Source organism: Sphingobium sp. TomTYG75 (assembly GCF_054771635.1).
Map to the genome: position 1 here is coordinate 1,089,060 of NZ_BSRE01000001.1, position 17,989 is coordinate 1,107,048.

Genomic DNA, 17,989 nt, shown 5'->3' on the forward strand with positions numbered 1-17,989 from the left:
CAATCCTCCAAGCCATGTCCGCGCAGTCTCCCAACAGGCCAGGCAAACCTTGTCCCTCCAGAGGCTATGCCATACACCTCGACCACGCCCAAAAGAGGCGCAAGGAGAGGAACGACATCTTGGCTGAACGACAATCTACCCATCCCGCACCGGCGCAGGCGGTGCTCGTGATACTCGCGCTCGTACCGATCATCGGGATTTTCTACGCCATCGGATCCGCCTTGGGCGTGGCGAGCTTCCTTTTCTTCGGTTTCATATTCGTGCTTTATTGGGCTGGCATCAAAGGCATGAATCCTGCGGAGTTCGCACCCGCGCTGTGCGGTTCTCTTGGCGGATTGGGCCTGGCATTTCTGCTGCACAGCCTGCCAACTGTTCTGGGCATGGCCGGAATGGCCATCGGATTGGTTGGCGTGGTCGTCGCGATCTACCTACTCATTCGCGGCCAGGCCAGCCTGATCGTCAACAATGCCTTCATGCTGCTGCTGACGCTCGGCAACCCCATGATATTTGAAAAGGACGCGGATTTCTCCGCTGCGGCAGTCGCCATCGTGACAGCGGCAGCCTATGTCGGGGGGCTCGCATTTCTGATGAAACGCTTCTCCGGCGGGTTGCGCGCAAAGGCGCAATAACGGGTCAGCGAAGGCGGGAGGTTAGGGCTTCGAGCTTTAAATCGGCACCACCTCCTGTTGCCGTTCGCCCTGAGCCTGTCGAAGGGCTCCACTTCTTTTTAGAAAGAAAGGGGCTTCGACAAGCTCAGCCCGAACGGGTTAAGGGATTCAGATAAAAACCACGACGCCCTAGTAAATCCCGCCTTGATCCTGCAGGAAGTCGCTGTCGGTTCGCTGCCGCGTCTGCGACCCCGCCTCGCGCCGGGCGGCGGCCTGTTCCTGAGCGGCCACCTCTTCCTTGCGGATCGATCGGCGCGGTTCCGTCTCGGGCTTGAACGCTTCCCAGATCACGGCGGGCTTGGGCTCGTCGGTGGGCCAGACGCCATAGACGCGCTTGCCCGACCGGCGATCGATCGTGACCATGCGGATACCGGCGGGGGCGACGAAGGGCGTCTTGGGCATCGTTTCCAGCACGGGCGCCATCGCCGCCTTCCAGATCGGCGCGGCGATGCGGCCACCCTGCGCCCAGCCGCCCAGGCTGCGCGGCTGGTCATAGCCCATATAGACGCCCGCGACGATGTCGGGCGACCCGCCGACGAACCACACATTGGTCGGCCCGTTGGTCGTACCCGTCTTGCCGAACAGTGGCCGTTTCAGGTCGGCAAGGACCGTCGCGGTGCCGCGCTGGATCACGCCTTCGGCGATATGCACCACCTGATAGGCGGTCATCGGGTTCATCACCTGCCGCCCTTCAAAGCCGAAGCGTGGCATGGGTTTTCCATCCCAGTTCGCCATGTTGCAGCCGTCGCAGGCGCGCCAGCGCAGCGGCCAGATCACCTTGCCGCGCCGGTCCTGCACATAGTCCATCACCTTGGGCGAAAGCTGGCGGCCCTGATTGGCGAGCATCGCATAGGCGTTCACCATCCGCTCGACCGTGGTTTCGCCCGCGCCCAGAGCGAAGGAGAGATAGGGCTGATAATCGCCGATCCCCATCGCCTTGATCGTGCGGACGACACGATCCATGCCGGTCTGGCTGGCGGCGCGCACCGTCATCAGGTTGCGCGACTGCTCCACGCCCCAGCGCATCGTCTGCGGCCCGGCGCTGCCGCCGGAAAAGTTGCGGAAGCATTTCTGGCCAAGGCCCGCGCCCTGATAAACGCATAGTGGCCCATCGACGATGATGGAGGCTGGCGTCATCCCACCGTCGAGCGCGGCGGCATAGACGAACGGCTTGATGGTCGAACCCGGCTGACGCATCGCCTGCGTCGCGCGATTATAGGAGGACAAGCGACTGTCGAAGCCGCCCTGCATCGCCAGGACGCGCCCGGAATGGACCTGTTCGGCCATCATCCCGCCGGACACTTCGGGCACGTTGCGTAGCGCCCAGGTCGATCCGTTGCGGGCTACCGCGATCAGGTCTCCCGCCTTCATGCCGTTGAATGCGGGGCCGCCCACGCGCCGATAGGGCATCTGCGCGGCGCTGGCGGGCAGCGTTCCGGTCGATCCGTCGGAAAAGCCGATTTCGGCGCCCGAAGAATTGCGGTCGATAACCGCCGCTATGCGCCAGTCCGCATAATCGATCCCGATATAGCTTGCCGCCAGTTCGCGCTTCCATCCACGGGCCATGTCGATCTTGCCCAACGGGCCGGACCAGCCCTTACCCGCGTCGAAACGGATCAGGCCGTTGCGCAATGCCGTCGCGACGCCTTCCTGCAACTTGGGATCATAGGGGCTGCGCACCCACAGGCCGCCTGCATAGACGCTGTTAGGGCCGTCCTCCGCCTTTTCACCAAACCGTTCGATAAGCCGCCGGCGGACCTCTTCCATATAATAGCCGCCCGCGCGCGCGTCGAAGCTGGAGCCATGCGGTGGGACCGTGCCGAGCGGTTGTGCCTGCGCTTCGTTCAATTGCGCCTGACTGATCCAGCCATTCTTGTACATTTCGCCCAGCGCCCAGTTGCGCCGGTCGAGCGCGCGTTCGTGGCCGGTCGGGCTTTCGGGGCGGTAATTTGCCGGCCCCTTGGGCAGGATGGCGAGATACGCCATCTCGTGCAGCTTCAGGTCGCCCACATCCTTATCGAAATAGGCGCGCGCCGCCGCCTGCACGCCATAGGCGTTCCGGCCGAGGAATATCTGATTGAAATAGAGTTCGAGGATCTGCTGCTTGGTCAGCACGCCTTCCATGCGATAGGCGAGGATCATTTCCTTCACCTTGCGCGTGGGGGAATATTCATCGCCAATCAGCAGGTTCTTGGCGACCTGCTGGGTGATGGTCGACCCACCCTTGGCGCGCTGGCCGGATCCGATCTTCGTCACATAGTCGAACACGGCGCCGAAGAAGCCGGGAATATCAACGCCATGATGTTCGAAGAAAGTCTTGTCCTCCGCCGCCAGATAAGCGCGGATCAGCAGAGGGGGATAGTCGCTATATTGCAGCTGGACGCGGCGCTCGCGCGCATAGCTGTGCACCGGCTGGCCATCGATGTCGCGCACGATCGTGGGCAGCGGCGGCTCATATTCCAGCAGCGTTCCGGCGTCGGGCAGGCCGCGCGCGAAGATGATCCAGAACAGCAGATAGGCGAGGAAAAGTCCGCCCAGCGCGATCGCCGCCCAGCGGAACCAGCGCCGCTGCCAAAGCGGGGAAAGCCTTTCCCGGAACGCGCGTCCACCCCCGCGCAAACGGTCGGCAAAGGACAAGTGGGCGGTGTGGGGACGGGCCTCTTCCATGACGAGAGGAGGCTCTAAGGTCAAAATGCGGCCAGCGCCAGTGCGGATCGTCGGGCCGCGCCGCGGTCAGCCGCCGCCGAGGGGCAGCTTGCGGGCGAAATATATCTCGACCGCCTTCGCAACGCCCTTCGCTATGCGGCTGCGGCCCCCCGGTGAGGCCAGGAAGGCGGCATCCTCGGCATTGCTGAGATAGCCGGTTTCGAACAGGACCGATGGTGTGTCCGGCGCCTTCAAAACCATGAGTGAGGCATAGCGGTGGAACGTAGTACGGAAGGCCAGGAACGGCGCACCCTCCCGCTGAAGAAGGCGGGCGAAATTCGCTGATTCCTTCATTGTTTCGCGCTGAGTAAGATCGATGAGGATAGACGACACCTGGTCAGTCTGCCCGCCCAGATTGACGCCGTTCAGGACGTCCGCCCTGTTCTCCCGCGCCGCCAGCCGCGCCGCTTCCCGATCCGATGCCACCTCCGACAGGGTATAGACCGTCGCACCCCGCGCCTCATGATTGTCCGCCGAATCGGCATGGACGGAAATGAAGAGGTCGGCATTCATCTTCCGCGCGATGCCATAACGTTCCTGCAGGACGAGAAAGCGGTCGTCATCCCTTGTCAGCGCGACGCGAAGTCGGCCCGACTTCACCAGTTGATCCCGGATCGCCTGCGCGATCGCGAGCGTCAGATCTTTTTCGCGCTCGCCCGTTTCCGCGTTGATCGCGCCGGGATCATGCCCGCCATGCCCCGCATCGATGACGATCAGCGGGCGGGACGCGTCGGCTGATCCTTCCACCCGTGGCAGCGAGAGGCCCCGCGCAACCGGCGGGATCGGCACGGTGATGCTGTGCAGCCGCTTGGCTGGACGCGGCGCCATGGAAGCTGGCATGTCGAAGCTGATGCGCTCCGCCCCCTGAGGACCGGCCAAAAAAGCAGTTGCCAGGGCAAGGGCGTGCAGCATGGCGCGCTTGTGCCCCGCACCGCCCCATGCCGTCCAGCCCCATTTCTGCGGTAGCTATCCGCCACCGCGTTTACCTTTGCTTCACCATGTTGGGCGACTAAACGCAGGAATGGCAGCATTCGTCCTGGAACAAACAATTTTGCGGGGGACGTTGCTAGGCTGGCCTTAGGCTGCTACCCATTCACATTCCTGAAAGAAACGCCCACATTAGGCCCGTTTCTTCATCAGGAACTTTCACGGCAGCATCGGCGAGCGCCAAGGCGCTTGAGACCCGATGCGACGAACAGGTTGACGCTGCATGAGGCATGATTTCCATTCCACGCTGAGCCCGATAGCGGGCGATGCGGCGTGGATGGAGCGGACCGGCGATTTGCCCGGCCCTGCCGATGCAGCAGAAGCGCAGTTTTTCCTGTCAAACCGGACGATAGCAACACCCGCGCCGCTGGCGGCGCGACTGCATTCGTCCCTTCACTATCGCGTGGCAGCCCGGCCCAGTGCCGCAGGCCGCCTTCGCCGGAGAATAATAAATGACAATGCGTATGCTGATCGATGCGCGCCACCGGGAAGAGACCCGGGTCGCGGTCGTCAAAGGTAACCGGATCGAGGAGTTTGATTTCGAATCGGCCGAGCACAAGCAGCTCAAAGGCAATATCTACCTCGCCAAGGTTACCCGTGTAGAACCCTCGCTTCAGGCGGCGTTCGTCGATTATGGCGGCAACCGCCACGGCTTCCTTGCGTTCAGCGAAATCCATCCCGATTATTACCAGATTCCGCGCGAAGACCGCGAGGCATTGCTGCGCGAAGAGCGCGAGCATGCCGAGGAAGAGGCCGCGCTGCGTGCCGATTTCGAGGATGACGATGATCATCATGGCGACGATGGTCTGGAGCTGGTCGAAGCCACCCATCATGAAGATGATGAGGGCGAGGCCGCCGAAAGCGGTGAAGGCGCCGCAAAGGGTGGCCGTCGGAAACGCGGTGGCGATGAAGCCGCCGACGAACTGCGCCGCAAGCGCATGGCTCTGCGCCGCCGCTACAAGATTCAGGACGTCATCAAGCGCCGTCAGGTGCTGCTGGTGCAGGTCGTCAAGGAAGAGCGCGGCAACAAGGGCGCGGCGCTTACCACCTATCTGTCGCTGGCCGGTCGCTATTGCGTGCTGATGCCGAACACGTCGCACGGCGGCGGGATTTCGCGCAAGATCAGCAACGCCGCCGACCGCAAGCGGCTGAAGACGATCGTCGCGGAGATGAACCTGCCCTCGACCATGGGCTGCATCGTCCGCACCGCTGGCCTTCAGCGCACCAAGCCGGAGATCAAGCGCGACTTCGACTATCTCGCCCGCCTGTGGGACGAGATTCGCGAAAAGACGCTGAAGTCCGAAGCGCCCGCGCTGATCCACAATGACAGCGACCTCATCAAGCGCGCGATCCGCGATATCTACAACAAGGATATCGAAGAGGTCATCGTCGAGGGCGAATATGGCTATAAGGCCGCCAAGGACTTCATGAAGCTGCTGATGCCCAGCCATGCGCGCCGGGTGCAGCAATATGCCGACGCGGTTTCGCTGTTCCAGCGGGCAGGCGTCGAGGATCAGCTGGCCGCGATGTATAATCCGGTCGTGCAGCTGAAATCGGGCGGCTATCTGGTCATCAACCCGACCGAAGCCTTGGTATCGATCGACATCAACTCCGGCCGGTCGACGCGTGAGCATGGCATCGAGCAGACCGCCGTCGCCACCAACCTGGAAGCTGCCCGCGAAATCGCTCGCCAGTTGCGCCTGCGCGACATGGCTGGCCTGGTCGTCATCGACTTTATCGACATGGAGATGAACTCCAACATCCGTAAGGTCGAGAAGGCGATGAAGGAGGCGCTGAAGGACGATCGCGCCCGTATTCAGGTCGGCCGCATCTCCGGCTTCGGCCTAATGGAAATGAGCCGCCAGCGCCTGCGCACCGGCGTGCTGGAAGCATCGACCCGCCAGTGCCCGCATTGCGAAGGCACCGGCCTTGTCCGCACCGCTTCGTCGGCGGGCCTTAGCGCGCTGCGCATGCTGGAAGAGGAAGCGGCGCGTGGTCGCGGCAACCTCGTCACCCTGCGCGCGAGCCAGGAAGCGGCCTTCTATGTCCTCAACAACAAGCGTCGCGAGCTGGACGAGATCGAGCAGCGCTATGGCGTGACGATCGCCATCCTGCCCGATGGCGAGGTCGAAGGCGCGCGCATGTCCGTGGAAGCCAGCGGCCCACGTCCGGAACGGGTGGTGAGCTATGCTCCGATCGTCGAGGAAGAGGATGACCTCGATATCGTCGAGGAGCTGGAAGAAGAGGAAATCGAGGAAGTCGAGGCCGCTGAGCGCGAAGAGCGCGGCGACCGGGGCGAGGATCGGGAAGGTGGCCGCCGCCGCCGTCGTCGCCGCCGTCGCCGTGGCGGCCAGCGTGATGAGCATCACGCCGAAGGTGAAGCGGAAGCTGCCGCTGGTGCCGACGACGAAACTGGCGAAGAAGCCGAATCGGCTGGCGAAGAGAGCGAAGAACACGCTGTCGACACCCATGGCGAAGGCGAAGAGGCCGGTCGCCGTCGTGGCCGTCGCGGTCGCCGTGGCGGACGCCGTCGTCGCGAGGGCGAAGCGGTTGCCGACGAGGCTGCGAGCGAAGCCGTCGAGGCTTCCGAGCCCGCCGCTGTCGAGCCTGTCGCCGAGACGGTAGCAGAAGCAGCGCCCGAAGCGCCTGCGGAGGAAGAGGCGCCAAAGACGCGTCGTCGCCCCCGTGCTCGCAAGGCAAAGGAAGCCGTAGAAGCGCCCGTGGAGACCCCCGAGGCTCCGGTCGAAGCGGCAGCCGAGGAAGCACCCGTCAAGCCCAAGCGCACTCGGCGCAAAAAGGCGGAAGCTGCTCCCGAAGCCCCTGCCGAACCGGTCGTAAGCGTGGAACCGGAAGCCGAGGCACCCGCCAAGCCCAAGCGCACTCGGCGCAAGAAGGTTGAGGCCATTGCCCAGGACGCGGCGGAGGCTCCCGCGATCGCAGGAGCCGTCGCGCCGGAAGCTGGCGCACCAGCGGCAGCTGCTGCTGGTGAGAGCGTGGTCTCGACGGCTGATGGCGAAGAGACGAGCGACGACGATAGCGCACCGCGCCGTGGATGGTGGCAGCGCACCTTCGGTCAGTAAGGACGTCCGCCCGATGAACAACGCCGCCGCCTTGCCGGTTTTCCGGACAGGTGGCGGCGTTCTCGCTTCAGGCGGAGTTCATGGCGATGCTGGCAGGCGCGCGGACATGCTGCGTTCGTCCCTGCTCCATGGTGATCGGCCATGATGCGCCGCTGGCTGCGTGCCGCCGCGATTGCCGCTGCATCGCTGGCATTCATGGTCCAGCCCGCGATGGCGCAGCAGATATTGCGCGACGCGGAAACCGAAGCCTTCATGGCCGACATGTCGGGACCGCTGGTCAGCGCGGCGGGGATGGAACCGCGCAATGTCCAGGTGCTGGTTCTCAACGATCCGGAAATCAACGCCTTCGTTGCAGGCGGCCAATATGTCTGGGTTCATAGCGGTCTGATCGCCGCAGCCGACAATGTGAGCCAGCTGCAAGGGGTCGTCGCGCACGAGCTCGGCCATATCGAGGGCGGCCATATCATCCGGTCATCGGAAGGCATGAAGGCCGCGACCGGCATCACCCTGCTCAGCCTGGTTCTGGGCGCCGCTGCGATTGCGGCAGGCGGCGCGGAAGCGGGCATGGGCATTTTGGGCATGGGACAGCAGGCGGCGATGGGCAAATATCTCGCCTTTTCGCGCGCGCAGGAAAGCTCGGCCGACCTTGCCGGTGCGCGCTATTTGAGCAAGGCGGGCTTATCGGGCAAGGGCAGCCTGGAATTCTTCAAGAAGCTGCAGAACCAGGAATATCGTCTCGCGATCCCGCAGGAGGATAGCTACGGCCGCACGCATCCGCTGTCCGGCGAACGCATCAATGTTCTGCGGGAAGTGTATACGGTCGATCCCGCTTGGGACAAACCGATCGATCCGAAGCTGGAAGCCCGGTTCGAACGCATCAAGGCCAAGCTGGTCGGCTTCGTTTCCGAACCCACGCAAACGCTGATCAAATATCCCGAGAGCGATCAGTCTCTCCCCGCGCATTATGCGCGCGCCTACGCCTGGCATAAAAGCGCCTATCCCGACAAGGCAATCGCCGAGGTCAACGCCCTTCTGACAGCGCAGCCGCATGACCCTTATTTCCTGGAACTCAAGGGTCAGGTGCTGCTGGAAAGCGGCAAGCCCGCCGACGCCATCCCGCCGCTGCGCGAGGCCGTGCAACTGACGCAACAGCCTTTGATCGCCACCATGCTGGGCCATGCGCTGATCGCGACGGAGGATGACAAGAACTTCGCCGAAGCCGAACAGGTGCTGCGTAATGCTGTGGCGCGCGACCGGGAAAATCCGTTCGCCTGGTATCAGCTTGGGGTCGTCTATGAACGGCGGGGCGACACGCCTCGCGCGGCGCTGGCAACGGCAGAACGCTATGCCCTGATGGGCGACGACCAGATGGCGCTGCGCAGCGCGGACGCGGCCATGCAGGGATTGAAGCCCGGCACGGTTGACTATCTGCGAGCGCAAGATATCGCCATGGTCTCCCGCGCAGCCGTCGAGCAGAAGCGAAAGAAGAAATGACCGAAACCTCTCGACCCGGCATTCGCGCCGCCCTTTCCAACAGGACCATCCAAATGACGATTGGCGCCCTCGCCTTCATCGCGGCCACTGCCGCTGGCGCGGCTCTAGGCATGCAGAGTAGCGGCAGCGTCGCAGCCGGAGACAAGGCCGCGATCGAGAAGATCGTGCGCGACTATATTCTGGAGCATCCGGAAATCATTCCCGAAGCGGTCGAGCGGCTGCAGGCGAAACGCGTGTCGGACAGCATCGGCGAAAGCCGCAAGGCGATCGAAACACCCTATGCGGGCGCGTGGGAAGGCGCGGCCAACGGGGATGTCACGGTGGTCGAATTCTTCGATTACGCATGCGGCTATTGCCGCGCGTCCCTGCCCGACCTCGCCAAGCTGGTGGGCGAGGACAAGGGGGTGAAGGTCGTCTATCGCGAGTTGCCGATCCTGTCCGACGAGAGCGCCGATGCGGCCAAGGTGTCGCTGCTGGCGGCGGAAAAGGGCCAATATATGCCTTTCCATCGGGCGCTGTATGCGAGCGGGAAGGTCACGCGAGACACCATATTGGGCGCCGCCGCCAAGGTCGGCATAGACGGAAAGGCTGCGGAGGCGGCCATGGCCAACAGCAAATATGATGGTGAAATCCAGGCGAACATCGCGCTGGCGCAAAAGCTGCGCGCCACGGGCACGCCGACCTTTGTGGTGGGTGATCAGGTTCTGAACGGCGCGGTGGGGTATGACGCGCTGAAGCAGGCTGTCGCGGCGACGCGGGCGAAGTAGTGGGTGACCTTCTCCCTCTCCCCTTCAGGAGAGAGGGTGTCGAGCGTAGCGAAGGCGGGAGAGGGGAACGCACAGCACATCCGTTGCTCCCCTCTCCCTAGCCTTCTCCCCTGAAGGGGAGAGGGAACATGTTGAGCATATCCCTCCTCCTCCGCCATTGACTCGTCCCCCGCTTTTGCCTATCGGACGCCGCCTGACATGCGGTCGCCCATCGGCGGCCCTTTTTTGTCACGCCCGATTTTGACGTTTTGCTTGAGGAATGAACGATGAAGCGCACCTATCAGCCGAGCAATCTGGTTCGGAAGCGCCGTCACGGTTTCCGCGCTCGCATGGCGACCCCCGGCGGCCGCAATGTGATCCGCGCCCGCCGTTCGCGGGGCCGCAAGAGCCTGAGCGCCTGAACGACGCGCCGCCGGATCGCGCGCCAGCCATGATGAGGCGGCGCGCTGATTTCCTGGCGGCGAATCGTGGGCGGCGCGCGCCGATGCCGGGCTTTGTCCTGCTGGTGCGCGAACGTGGCGATGGCGATCCGGCGATGCGTATCGGCATCACGGTTACGAAAAAGATTGGCGGCGCTGTCATCCGCAACCGGATGAAGCGCCGTTTTCGCGTCTTGGCGCGGGATTTGTTGCCTATCCACGGAGTCGCGGGCGCGGACCATGTGCTGATCGGCCGTTCCGAAGGTATCGAGCGCGACTTTGCGTTGCTCCGGTCGGAACTGGAAAAGGCTCTGGGCAAGGTGATGAGCCGCCCTGCTGGCACCCATCGAGGGCCTCCGCGAAAGAAACCTTGCCGCGAACAGGGCGCTCAGTAGCAATGATCGCTCGTCTGCTTATCCTGATTGCGCGCTTCTGGCAGCTTGGCCCTTCGCGCATATTGCCCCCCAGCTGCCGTTATGCGCCGTCCTGTTCGCAATATGCGATTGAGGCCGTCGGCAAATATGGTGCGGTGAAGGGTAGCTGGCTCGCCACGAAGCGGCTAATGCGATGCCATCCTTGGGGCGGTTCGGGCTACGACCCGGTCCCCTGATACGAATTTTCACAAGACACGGCGGAGCCGACAAGCGTGGACGACAAGAAGAATATTGTTCTGGCGGTGCTACTGACCGCAGCGATCCTGTTCGGCTGGCCCTATATTGCCAAGCATTTCTTCCCTGCCGCGAACCCGCCCGCGACGAAGATCGAAGGCGGCAAGACCACGCCGGTGGCGCAGGGATCAAGCCCGGTAGCCAGCAGCCCGTCGGCGACTCGCGATCGCGCCCTGGTCTTGAAGGAAAGCCCGCGCGTCGCGATCCGTACGCCCAAGCTGACCGGCTCCATCAACCTGAAGGGCGCGCGCATCGACGATATCGTGCTGCCCACCTATGGCGAAACGATCGCGAAAAATTCGCCCGCGATCCGGCTCTACAGCCCTTCGGGCACGAGCGACGCCTTTTTTGCTGGCTTCGGCTGGCAAGGCGAAGGGTTGAAGGCCCCTGACGCGAACACCGTATGGACGGCCGACGCGAAGGAACTGACCCCGACCAACCCCGTGACCCTGCGGTGGGACAATGGTGCGGGCCAGGCCTTCGAAATCCGCCTGTCGGTGGATGATAATTACATGATCACCGCGCAGCAGAAGGTCGTGAACAGCGGCACTGGCGTGGTCGGGGTGAAACCTTATGGTTACATCAACCGCACTGGCATCCCCAAGGACCCGGACACCTGGACCATCCATGTCGGCCCGATGGGCGTGTTCAACGGCGCTGCCAACTATGATGTGAACTACAAAGACCTGAACAAGGGTCCTTCCAGCCAGAGCTTCCAGTCCACAGGCGGCTGGCTGGGCTTCACCGACAAATATTGGCTGTCGGCACTGGTCCCCGAACAGAAGGCAGCATTTGAGGGTCAATTCCGTAAGGGTGCCGGCACGCAATATCAGGCCGACTACAGCCTGGCTCCGACCATGCTGGCGCCGGGCAAGGCCGTCACCCAGACGGTGCGCCTGTTCGTGGGCGCGAAGGAAGTGAAGACGCTCGAAGCCTATCAGGATGCGGGCATTCCGCTGTTCGACCGGGCTATCGACTGGGGCTGGTTCTACTGGTTCGAAAAGCCGATCTTCGCGCTGCTGCACTGGCTGTTCGAACATATCGGCAATTTCGGCGTGGCCATCATCTGCCTGACCTTCGTGGTCCGCGCGCTGATGTTCCCCGTCGCCCAGCGCCAGTTCGCCAGCATGGCGGCGATGCGCGCGGTGCAGCCCAAGATGAAGGCGTTGCAGGAGAAGTATAAGGACGACAAGCCCAAGCTCCAGCAGGAGATGATGGAGCTGTACAAGCGCGAGAAGGTGAACCCGCTCGCCGGCTGCCTGCCCATCTTCATCCAGATCCCGATCTTCTTCGCACTGTACAAGGTGTTGCAACTGACGATCGAAATGCGCCATCAGCCGTTCGTGCTGTGGATCAAGGATCTGTCCGCGCCCGATCCGCTGCATATCCTCAACCTGTTCGGCATGCTCCCCTTCACACCCCCGGCCTTCCTGGGCATCGGTGTGCTGGCGCTGCTGCTCGGCATCAGCATGTTCTTCCAGTTCAAGCTGAATCCGGCTCAGATGGACCCGATGCAGCAGCAGATCTTTTCGATCATGCCGTGGATGATGATGTTCATCATGGCGCCGTTTGCTGCGGGCCTGCTGGTTTACTGGATCACCAACAACTGCCTGTCGATGCTGCAGCAGTGGTGGCTCTACAAGCGCCACCCCGTGCTGAACGCGGCTCCGGCGAAATAAGGCGGATATCCAAGTGGACGAGCAGGAACAGGCAGAGCTGATCGAAGAAGCGCGCAAGGTGTTCGCCGGGCCGATCACCTTTCTCAAGTCAGCGCCGGATTTGAAGTTCCTGCCCGACATGTCGGTCAATGAAGTGGCGTTTGCGGGCCGATCGAACGTCGGCAAATCGTCCCTGCTGAACGCGCTGACGGGCCGCAACGGGCTTGCCCGCACGTCGAACACGCCGGGACGGACGCAGGAACTGAACTTTTTCGATGTCGGCGACCCGCTGCGCTTTCGCCTCGTCGATATGCCTGGTTATGGCTATGCGCGCGCGCCCAAGGACATGGTGCGCCAGTGGCGCTTCCTTGTGAACGACTATCTGCGCGGGCGGGCGAAGCTGAAGCGCGCACTCGTCCTGATCGACAGCCGGCATGGCATCAAGGATGTCGATAATGAGATTTTCGACATGCTTGACGCGGCGGCCGTCAGTTATCGCATCGTCCTGACCAAAGCGGACAAGGTAAAGGCCAGCCATCTCGCCGAAGTGATCCAGGCGACTGGCGATGCCGTCCGGAAACGGCCCGCTGCCCATCCCGAGATTATCCCGACCTCAAGCGAAAAGGGCATGGGCATAGCGGAACTTCGGGCGGCCGTTCTGGCGAGCGTGACTGAAGGGTGACAAGTCGTTGTTAAAACGGGGCAGTTGACCCTGCCCTCCCTCCGCTGACGCTTTAAGCTATCCCATTCGCCAAACAGCCAAGGCCGGGATCAGAACAGTTCATATTGCCCATCTCCCTTGAGCGTCCAGGTGCCAAGAATATCGTGCCGTGTGCGGCCCACATGGCTGCAAACCAGGACAAACTGATCGAGCGACCACAGGAAGCCGTCGATACTTTGCTGCGCCGGAGGGCCATCCCTGTAGAATAGCGTCTGGTGTGGGCTAAAGGTCCAGCCGGGGCGCAAGGCCACGCCTGCCCCCCGCATCGCGTCGATGATCGACTTCTGTAATTGATTGAGCAACGGCAGGGATCGCGAAGGACGCAGGGCGGCGGAGCGATTGCTGAAGCTTAGTCGGTCGAGCCTCATGTCAAAAGGTTCAGCTTCGACCGTAGTCCCGGCCCGCAACAATGCCTTGATCACCGCATAGGGATATTCGACATAATCGGCGGTCACCGCCAGCGTGACATGCTGATGCTCCGGCCGGATGCGACGCTCCCCGCCGCCCAGCGTCTCTGCCAAATGATCGGTCTGGCGCGCGATGATGGGCGAGGGCTTCAGCGCGAAAAAGAGACGATATTTGGTGTCGGCGCGCATGTCATGGCGCATGGCTGATCCTTTCGAGTCGGTATGTTCACTATATGTTCCTATAGCGCTGATAGCGAGTCCCGGGAGCCGATGCGTCATTCGGACGTTGGGCATGGTCTTAACCAAGGAGTGTCCGATGGCCCACCTCACCCTGCCGCAGCTGGCGAAGAAGATGAAGGATATCGACTTCGCCATGCTTTCCACCCGCGCTGAAGGTGGCCAGATCGCCGCACGGCCGATGAGCAATAATCGTGACGTCGATTATGATGGCGGCAGCTATTATTTCACCACCGACGACACCGTCATGGTCCACGATATCGAGCGGGACCCGAAGGTTGGCTTGGCCTTTCAGGGTTCGGCCGGGTTGTTGAAGCAGCGACCGCTATTCGTGGCGATAGAAGGACGCGCCGATCTTATCCGTGACAAGGCGGCGTTCAAGGCGCATTGGAACAGCGATCTTGACCGCTGGTTCAATGAAGGCATCGACACGCCGGGGCTCGTGATGATTAGGGTGAGCGCGGAACGGGCGCATTATTGGGATGGAGAAGATGAAGGGGAGGTCCAGCTCTGATCTTCACGAAAGGGCGGGCAAGCGCGATCGCGTCAGGACGGCGTCACGCTGGATATTGTCCCTATTTTATCTTATCGCGGGCATCGCCCATCTGACCCGGCCAGGCGGCTTCATAGCCATCACGCCATATTGGGTGCCCCACCCCGCTGACATCATCACGCTGACGGGTGTGGCGGAAATTGCGGGTGCTGCGGGATTGCATATCCCTAGACTGCGTAGGGCCGCCGGGATCGGCCTTGCCCTTTACGCCCTTTGCGTGTGGCCAGCCAATCTGAACCATGCGCTCAACGATATTCCATTGGGCGGCGTGCATTTGAGCTGGTGGTATCACGGCCCGCGCCTGCTGTTGCAGCCGTTGATCATATGGTGGGCCTTGTGGTCCAGCACGGCAATCGAATGGCCGTTCGGGCGGACACGTGACGTCCCATATCAATGATTGTCTTTGAAATGGGCGGCCCTACTGTGGCGGCCGCCTTCCACGAACAAAGATAGAGAGAGTGATGACCCGGCACATCCCCTGGATCCTGACGGCCATAGTCGGGGCGATCGCCTTGTCAGTGGTTGCGATATCCCGGGGCGAGGCGGTCAATGCGCTCTGGATCGTCGTGGCAGCGGTCAGCAGCTTTCTGGTCGCCTATCGCTATTACGCGCTCTACATTTCGCGGCATGTGATGCGGCTCGATCCTGCACGGCCCACGCCCGCGCTACGAAGAGCGGACGGGCTTGATTATGTCGCGACCGACCGCGTGGTCCTGTTCGGCCATCATTTCGCGGCGATCGCGGGTGCTGGGCCTCTGGTGGGGCCAGTCCTTGCCGCGCAGATGGGGTATCTGCCCGGCACTATCTGGATCATCGCGGGCGTGGTGCTGGCGGGCGCGGTGCAGGATTTCATGGTCCTGTTCATTTCCATGCGCCGCGATGGCAAGTCGCTCGGCGAGCTTATCCGCATGGAAATGGGGCAGGCCGCTGGGACGATCGCCCTGTTCGGCGCCTTCATGATCATGGTGATCATCCTGGCCGTGCTGGCGCTGATCGTGGTGAAGGCGCTGGCGGAAAGCCCATGGGGCATGTTCACCGTTGCCGCCACGGTGCCGCTCGCCCTGCTGATGGGCGCCTATACGCGCTGGATAAGGCCGGGGCGGATTGGCGAGGTGTCGCTGATCGGCCTCATCGGCCTGCTGGCGGCGATCATATATGGGCAGTCCATCGCGCAATCGCCGCTATGGGGGCCGGTCTTCACCTTCACGCCGATGCAATTGTGCTGGATCCTGATCGGCTATGGCGCGGTCGCATCGGTGCTGCCGGTCTGGCTGCTGCTGGCGCCGCGCGACTATCTGTCGACCTTTCTCAAGATCGGCGCCATCGCCGCGCTTGCCATCGGCATCGTCATCATGGCGCCGCCGCTCAAAATGCATGCCGTCACACAATTCGTAAACGGCAATGGCCCGGTCTGGTCGGGCGGGCTCTTCCCCTTCCTGTTCATCACCATCGCCTGTGGCGCGGTATCGGGATTTCACGCCCTGATCGCCAGCGGCACTACACCCAAGCTGATCGCGAGCGAGAACGACGCGCCGCTGATCGGCTATGGTGCGATGTTGATGGAGGCGTTCGTCGCGATCATGGCGCTGGTGGGCGCGTCGATCCTCGATCCCGGCATTTATTTCACGATGAACAGCCCGGCGGCGGTGATTGGCACCGACGCGAGCAGCGCGGCCGCCGCCGTCACGGCGATGGGCTTCCCTATTAGCCCTGACCTTATCGCGCAGACCGCCAGAGATGTGGGCGAACATACCATAATCTCTCGCACAGGCGGCGCACCAACGCTTGCCGTAGCTATGGCGGAAATCTTCTCCCATGTAATCGGCGGGCCGGCGATGAAAGCCTTCTGGTATCATTTTGCCATATTGTTCGAGGCGCTGTTTATACTGACGGCGGTTGACGCAGGCACGCGCGCGGGCCGTTTCATGTTGCAGGACCTGATCGGGCTGGCCGTGCCGCGCTTCAAGGATACAGCGGGTATCGTGCCGGGGCTGGTGGCCACCGCGCTGACGGTTTCGGCCTGGGGCTTCTTCCTTTATCAGGGCGTCACGGACCCGCTGGGCGGCGTGAACACGCTATGGCCAGTGTTTGGCATCTCCAACCAGATGCTGGCGGCGATCGCGTTGATGCTGGCGACGGCGGTATTGTTCCGAATGAAGCGGAACCGCTATGCTTGGGTGACGATGATCCCGACCGCCTGGCTGCTGGTCTGCACATTGTCGGCCGGACTGCTGAAGCTATTTTCAGCCGATGCGAAGGTCGGCTTCCTTGCCCATGCGGCGAAATTCTCAGCAGCAGCGAATGAGGGCAAGTTGCTCAACCCCGCCAAGTCCATGGCGGAAATGCAGCAGATTATCTTCAACGACCGGGTGGACGCCGGGCTGGTCGCCATTTTCCTGATGGTGGTGCTTTCGCTGCTGTTCTTCACCGTCCGCACCTGCCTCGCCGCACGTCGGGCCGATGCGCCGACGGCGCGCGAAATCCCCGCCTCTCTGGTGCCAGCGGAATGATCGGCTTGTTCGACAGGGTGCGCCGGATGGCGATGATGATGGTCGGTGTCCCCGATTATGAGGGCTATGCCCGCCACATGCACATGCATCATCCCGGCGAGCCGGTCATGACGCCTACCGAGTTTTTCCGCGATCGGCAGGAGGCGCGCTATGGCGGGAAGAATGGCGGCAAATGCTGTTAAGGACGCCGGTCAGCTACGCGCGTTGAAGCCTGCGATCATGCCCGCTGCGATGGACAGGGCGATCTCAGCCGCGCCCACCGCGCCGATGTCGAGCCCCGCCGGGCCATCGATTCGCTTAAGTTGCTCCGCAGAAAAGCCCATTGCCGATAGGCGCTCCAACCGAGCGGCATGGCTCTTTCGCGACCCCAGCGCAGCGACATAGCCGGTCGGCGCGCGCAGGGCAGTGGCGAGAGCGGGATCGTCGATCTTGATATCATGGCTGAGCGTCACGACCGCCGTCGCTTCACCGGGGCGGCGCGCCGCGATCGCCTCGTCGGGCCAGCGATCGTCCAACTCGACGCCGGGGAAACGCTCCTCCGTCAAGAAGCGGCCGCGCGGATCGATCACCACGGGTCTGACGCCCATGGCCTGGGCAAGCGCGCATAAGGACTGGGCGATCTGCACCGCGCCCACGATCAGCAACTGGCGCGGCGGATCGTAGCGGTTCTGGAATTGACCCTCGATCACTGCTTCACGGGTGATACCTGTACCAAGGTCGGTGGAAAGGACGAGGGACCGCCCCTCATCGCGAGCCTCAGCAATCCGGTCGAACAATGCGGGCGCGAAGCTCCCCTCCTCCACCGGCTGGACCAGCACGCTGATCTCGCCTCCGCAGGGAAGGCCCACGGACCAGGCGTCATCATCGGCAACGCCATAGCGTTCGAGATGCGCCGGGCGGCCCGCAATGACCTCCTCCGCCCGTTGCAGGACGTCGGCCTCAACACAACCGCCTGAAATGCTGCCTTCGAAACGGCCGTCGCGATGGACGATCATATGACTGCCACGCGGCCGGGGGGCCGATCCCCATGTCGATACGACCGTCGCCAGCGCCATGGGCGCGCCACGCCACTCGATCGCCTTGCGTATCACCGCGTCATTGTCGTTCAATCCCG

Annotated in this window: 16 protein-coding genes and 1 pseudogene; 13 read left to right on the forward strand and 4 right to left on the reverse strand. The window is 62.8% G+C overall.

Annotation, left to right across the window (positions count from 1 at the left end):
• The first annotated feature begins 119 nt into the window (after positions 1 to 119).
• Positions 120 to 629, forward strand: a complete 510-nt coding sequence (locus ACYU81_RS05515) for a hypothetical protein (protein ID WP_460986782.1) — start codon at positions 120 to 122, stop codon at positions 627 to 629.
• A gap of 168 nt (positions 630 to 797) precedes the next feature.
• Here the strand turns inward: ACYU81_RS05515 and ACYU81_RS05520 are convergent, their stop codons facing one another.
• Positions 798 to 3,335, reverse strand: coding sequence for a penicillin-binding protein 1A (locus ACYU81_RS05520; RefSeq protein WP_460986783.1), 2,538 nt, complete (start codon positions 3,333 to 3,335; stop codon positions 798 to 800).
• A gap of 66 nt (positions 3,336 to 3,401) precedes the next feature.
• Positions 3,402 to 4,238, reverse strand: a pseudogene (locus ACYU81_RS05525) (N-acetylmuramoyl-L-alanine amidase family protein); the annotation flags it as partial.
• Between the two features lie 575 nt (positions 4,239 to 4,813).
• On the opposite strand from ACYU81_RS05525, the gene ACYU81_RS05530 reads away from it, so the two are divergent.
• From ACYU81_RS05530 to yihA, 8 genes are all read left to right on the forward strand, one after another.
• On the forward strand, positions 4,814 to 7,441 hold the full coding sequence (locus ACYU81_RS05530; protein WP_460986784.1) for an Rne/Rng family ribonuclease: 2,628 nt from the start codon (positions 4,814 to 4,816) through the stop codon (positions 7,439 to 7,441).
• 144 nt (positions 7,442 to 7,585) lie between these two features.
• The gene (locus ACYU81_RS05535; protein WP_460988115.1) at positions 7,586 to 8,935 is read left to right on the forward strand and encodes a M48 family metalloprotease; all 1,350 of its coding nucleotides are present in this window, start codon (positions 7,586 to 7,588) and stop codon (positions 8,933 to 8,935) included.
• A complete protein-coding gene (locus ACYU81_RS05540) occupies positions 8,932 to 9,702 on the forward strand; it encodes a DsbA family protein (protein ID WP_460986785.1) in 771 nt (256 codons plus the stop codon). The genes ACYU81_RS05535 and ACYU81_RS05540 overlap by 4 nt, the downstream gene beginning before the upstream one ends.
• Positions 9,703 to 9,968: 266 nt before the next feature.
• Complete coding sequence (gene rpmH / locus ACYU81_RS05545) at positions 9,969 to 10,103, forward strand: 50S ribosomal protein L34 (protein WP_013848777.1); 135 nt, start codon at positions 9,969 to 9,971, stop codon at positions 10,101 to 10,103.
• Positions 10,104 to 10,135: 32 nt separating this feature from the next.
• A complete protein-coding gene (rnpA, locus tag ACYU81_RS05550) occupies positions 10,136 to 10,516 on the forward strand; it encodes a ribonuclease P protein component (protein ID WP_460986786.1) in 381 nt (126 codons plus the stop codon).
• A gap of 2 nt (positions 10,517 to 10,518) precedes the next feature.
• Positions 10,519 to 10,731 (forward strand): membrane protein insertion efficiency factor YidD, encoded by a 213-nt coding sequence (yidD, locus tag ACYU81_RS05555; RefSeq protein WP_460986787.1) that lies wholly within the window; start codon positions 10,519 to 10,521, stop codon positions 10,729 to 10,731.
• A gap of 36 nt (positions 10,732 to 10,767) precedes the next feature.
• Complete coding sequence (gene yidC, locus ACYU81_RS05560) at positions 10,768 to 12,468, forward strand: membrane protein insertase YidC (RefSeq protein ID WP_460986788.1); 1,701 nt, start codon at positions 10,768 to 10,770, stop codon at positions 12,466 to 12,468.
• Between the two features lie 13 nt (positions 12,469 to 12,481).
• Positions 12,482 to 13,129, forward strand: a complete 648-nt coding sequence (yihA, locus tag ACYU81_RS05565) for a ribosome biogenesis GTP-binding protein YihA/YsxC (RefSeq protein ID WP_460986789.1) — start codon at positions 12,482 to 12,484, stop codon at positions 13,127 to 13,129.
• An 89-nt stretch (positions 13,130 to 13,218) separates the two neighbouring features.
• Here yihA and ACYU81_RS05570 read toward each other — a convergent pair whose 3' ends face one another.
• Complete coding sequence (locus tag ACYU81_RS05570) at positions 13,219 to 13,776, reverse strand: 2'-5' RNA ligase family protein (protein ID WP_460986790.1); 558 nt, start codon at positions 13,774 to 13,776, stop codon at positions 13,219 to 13,221.
• Between the two features lie 115 nt (positions 13,777 to 13,891).
• Between ACYU81_RS05570 and ACYU81_RS05575 the strand changes: the two genes are divergently transcribed.
• From ACYU81_RS05575 to ACYU81_RS05590, 4 genes are all read left to right on the forward strand, one after another.
• A complete protein-coding gene (locus tag ACYU81_RS05575; protein WP_460986791.1) occupies positions 13,892 to 14,326 on the forward strand; it encodes a pyridoxamine 5'-phosphate oxidase family protein in 435 nt (144 codons plus the stop codon).
• On the forward strand, positions 14,304 to 14,762 hold the full coding sequence (locus ACYU81_RS05580) for a DoxX family protein (protein ID WP_460986792.1): 459 nt from the start codon (positions 14,304 to 14,306) through the stop codon (positions 14,760 to 14,762). The genes ACYU81_RS05575 and ACYU81_RS05580 overlap by 23 nt, the downstream gene beginning before the upstream one ends.
• 64 nt (positions 14,763 to 14,826) lie before the next feature.
• Positions 14,827 to 16,875, forward strand: coding sequence for a carbon starvation CstA family protein (locus ACYU81_RS05585; protein WP_460986793.1), 2,049 nt, complete (start codon positions 14,827 to 14,829; stop codon positions 16,873 to 16,875).
• A complete protein-coding gene (locus tag ACYU81_RS05590) occupies positions 16,872 to 17,057 on the forward strand; it encodes a YbdD/YjiX family protein (protein ID WP_460986794.1) in 186 nt (61 codons plus the stop codon). Before ACYU81_RS05585 ends, ACYU81_RS05590 begins: the two co-directional genes overlap by 4 nt.
• Positions 17,058 to 17,066: 9 nt before the next feature.
• Here ACYU81_RS05590 and ACYU81_RS05595 read toward each other — a convergent pair whose 3' ends face one another.
• Positions 17,067 to 17,984: an XdhC family protein gene (locus tag ACYU81_RS05595; protein ID WP_449474171.1), complete on the reverse strand. Its 918-nt coding sequence runs from the start codon at positions 17,982 to 17,984 to the stop codon at positions 17,067 to 17,069.
• Between the last annotated feature and the right edge of the window lie 5 nt (positions 17,985 to 17,989).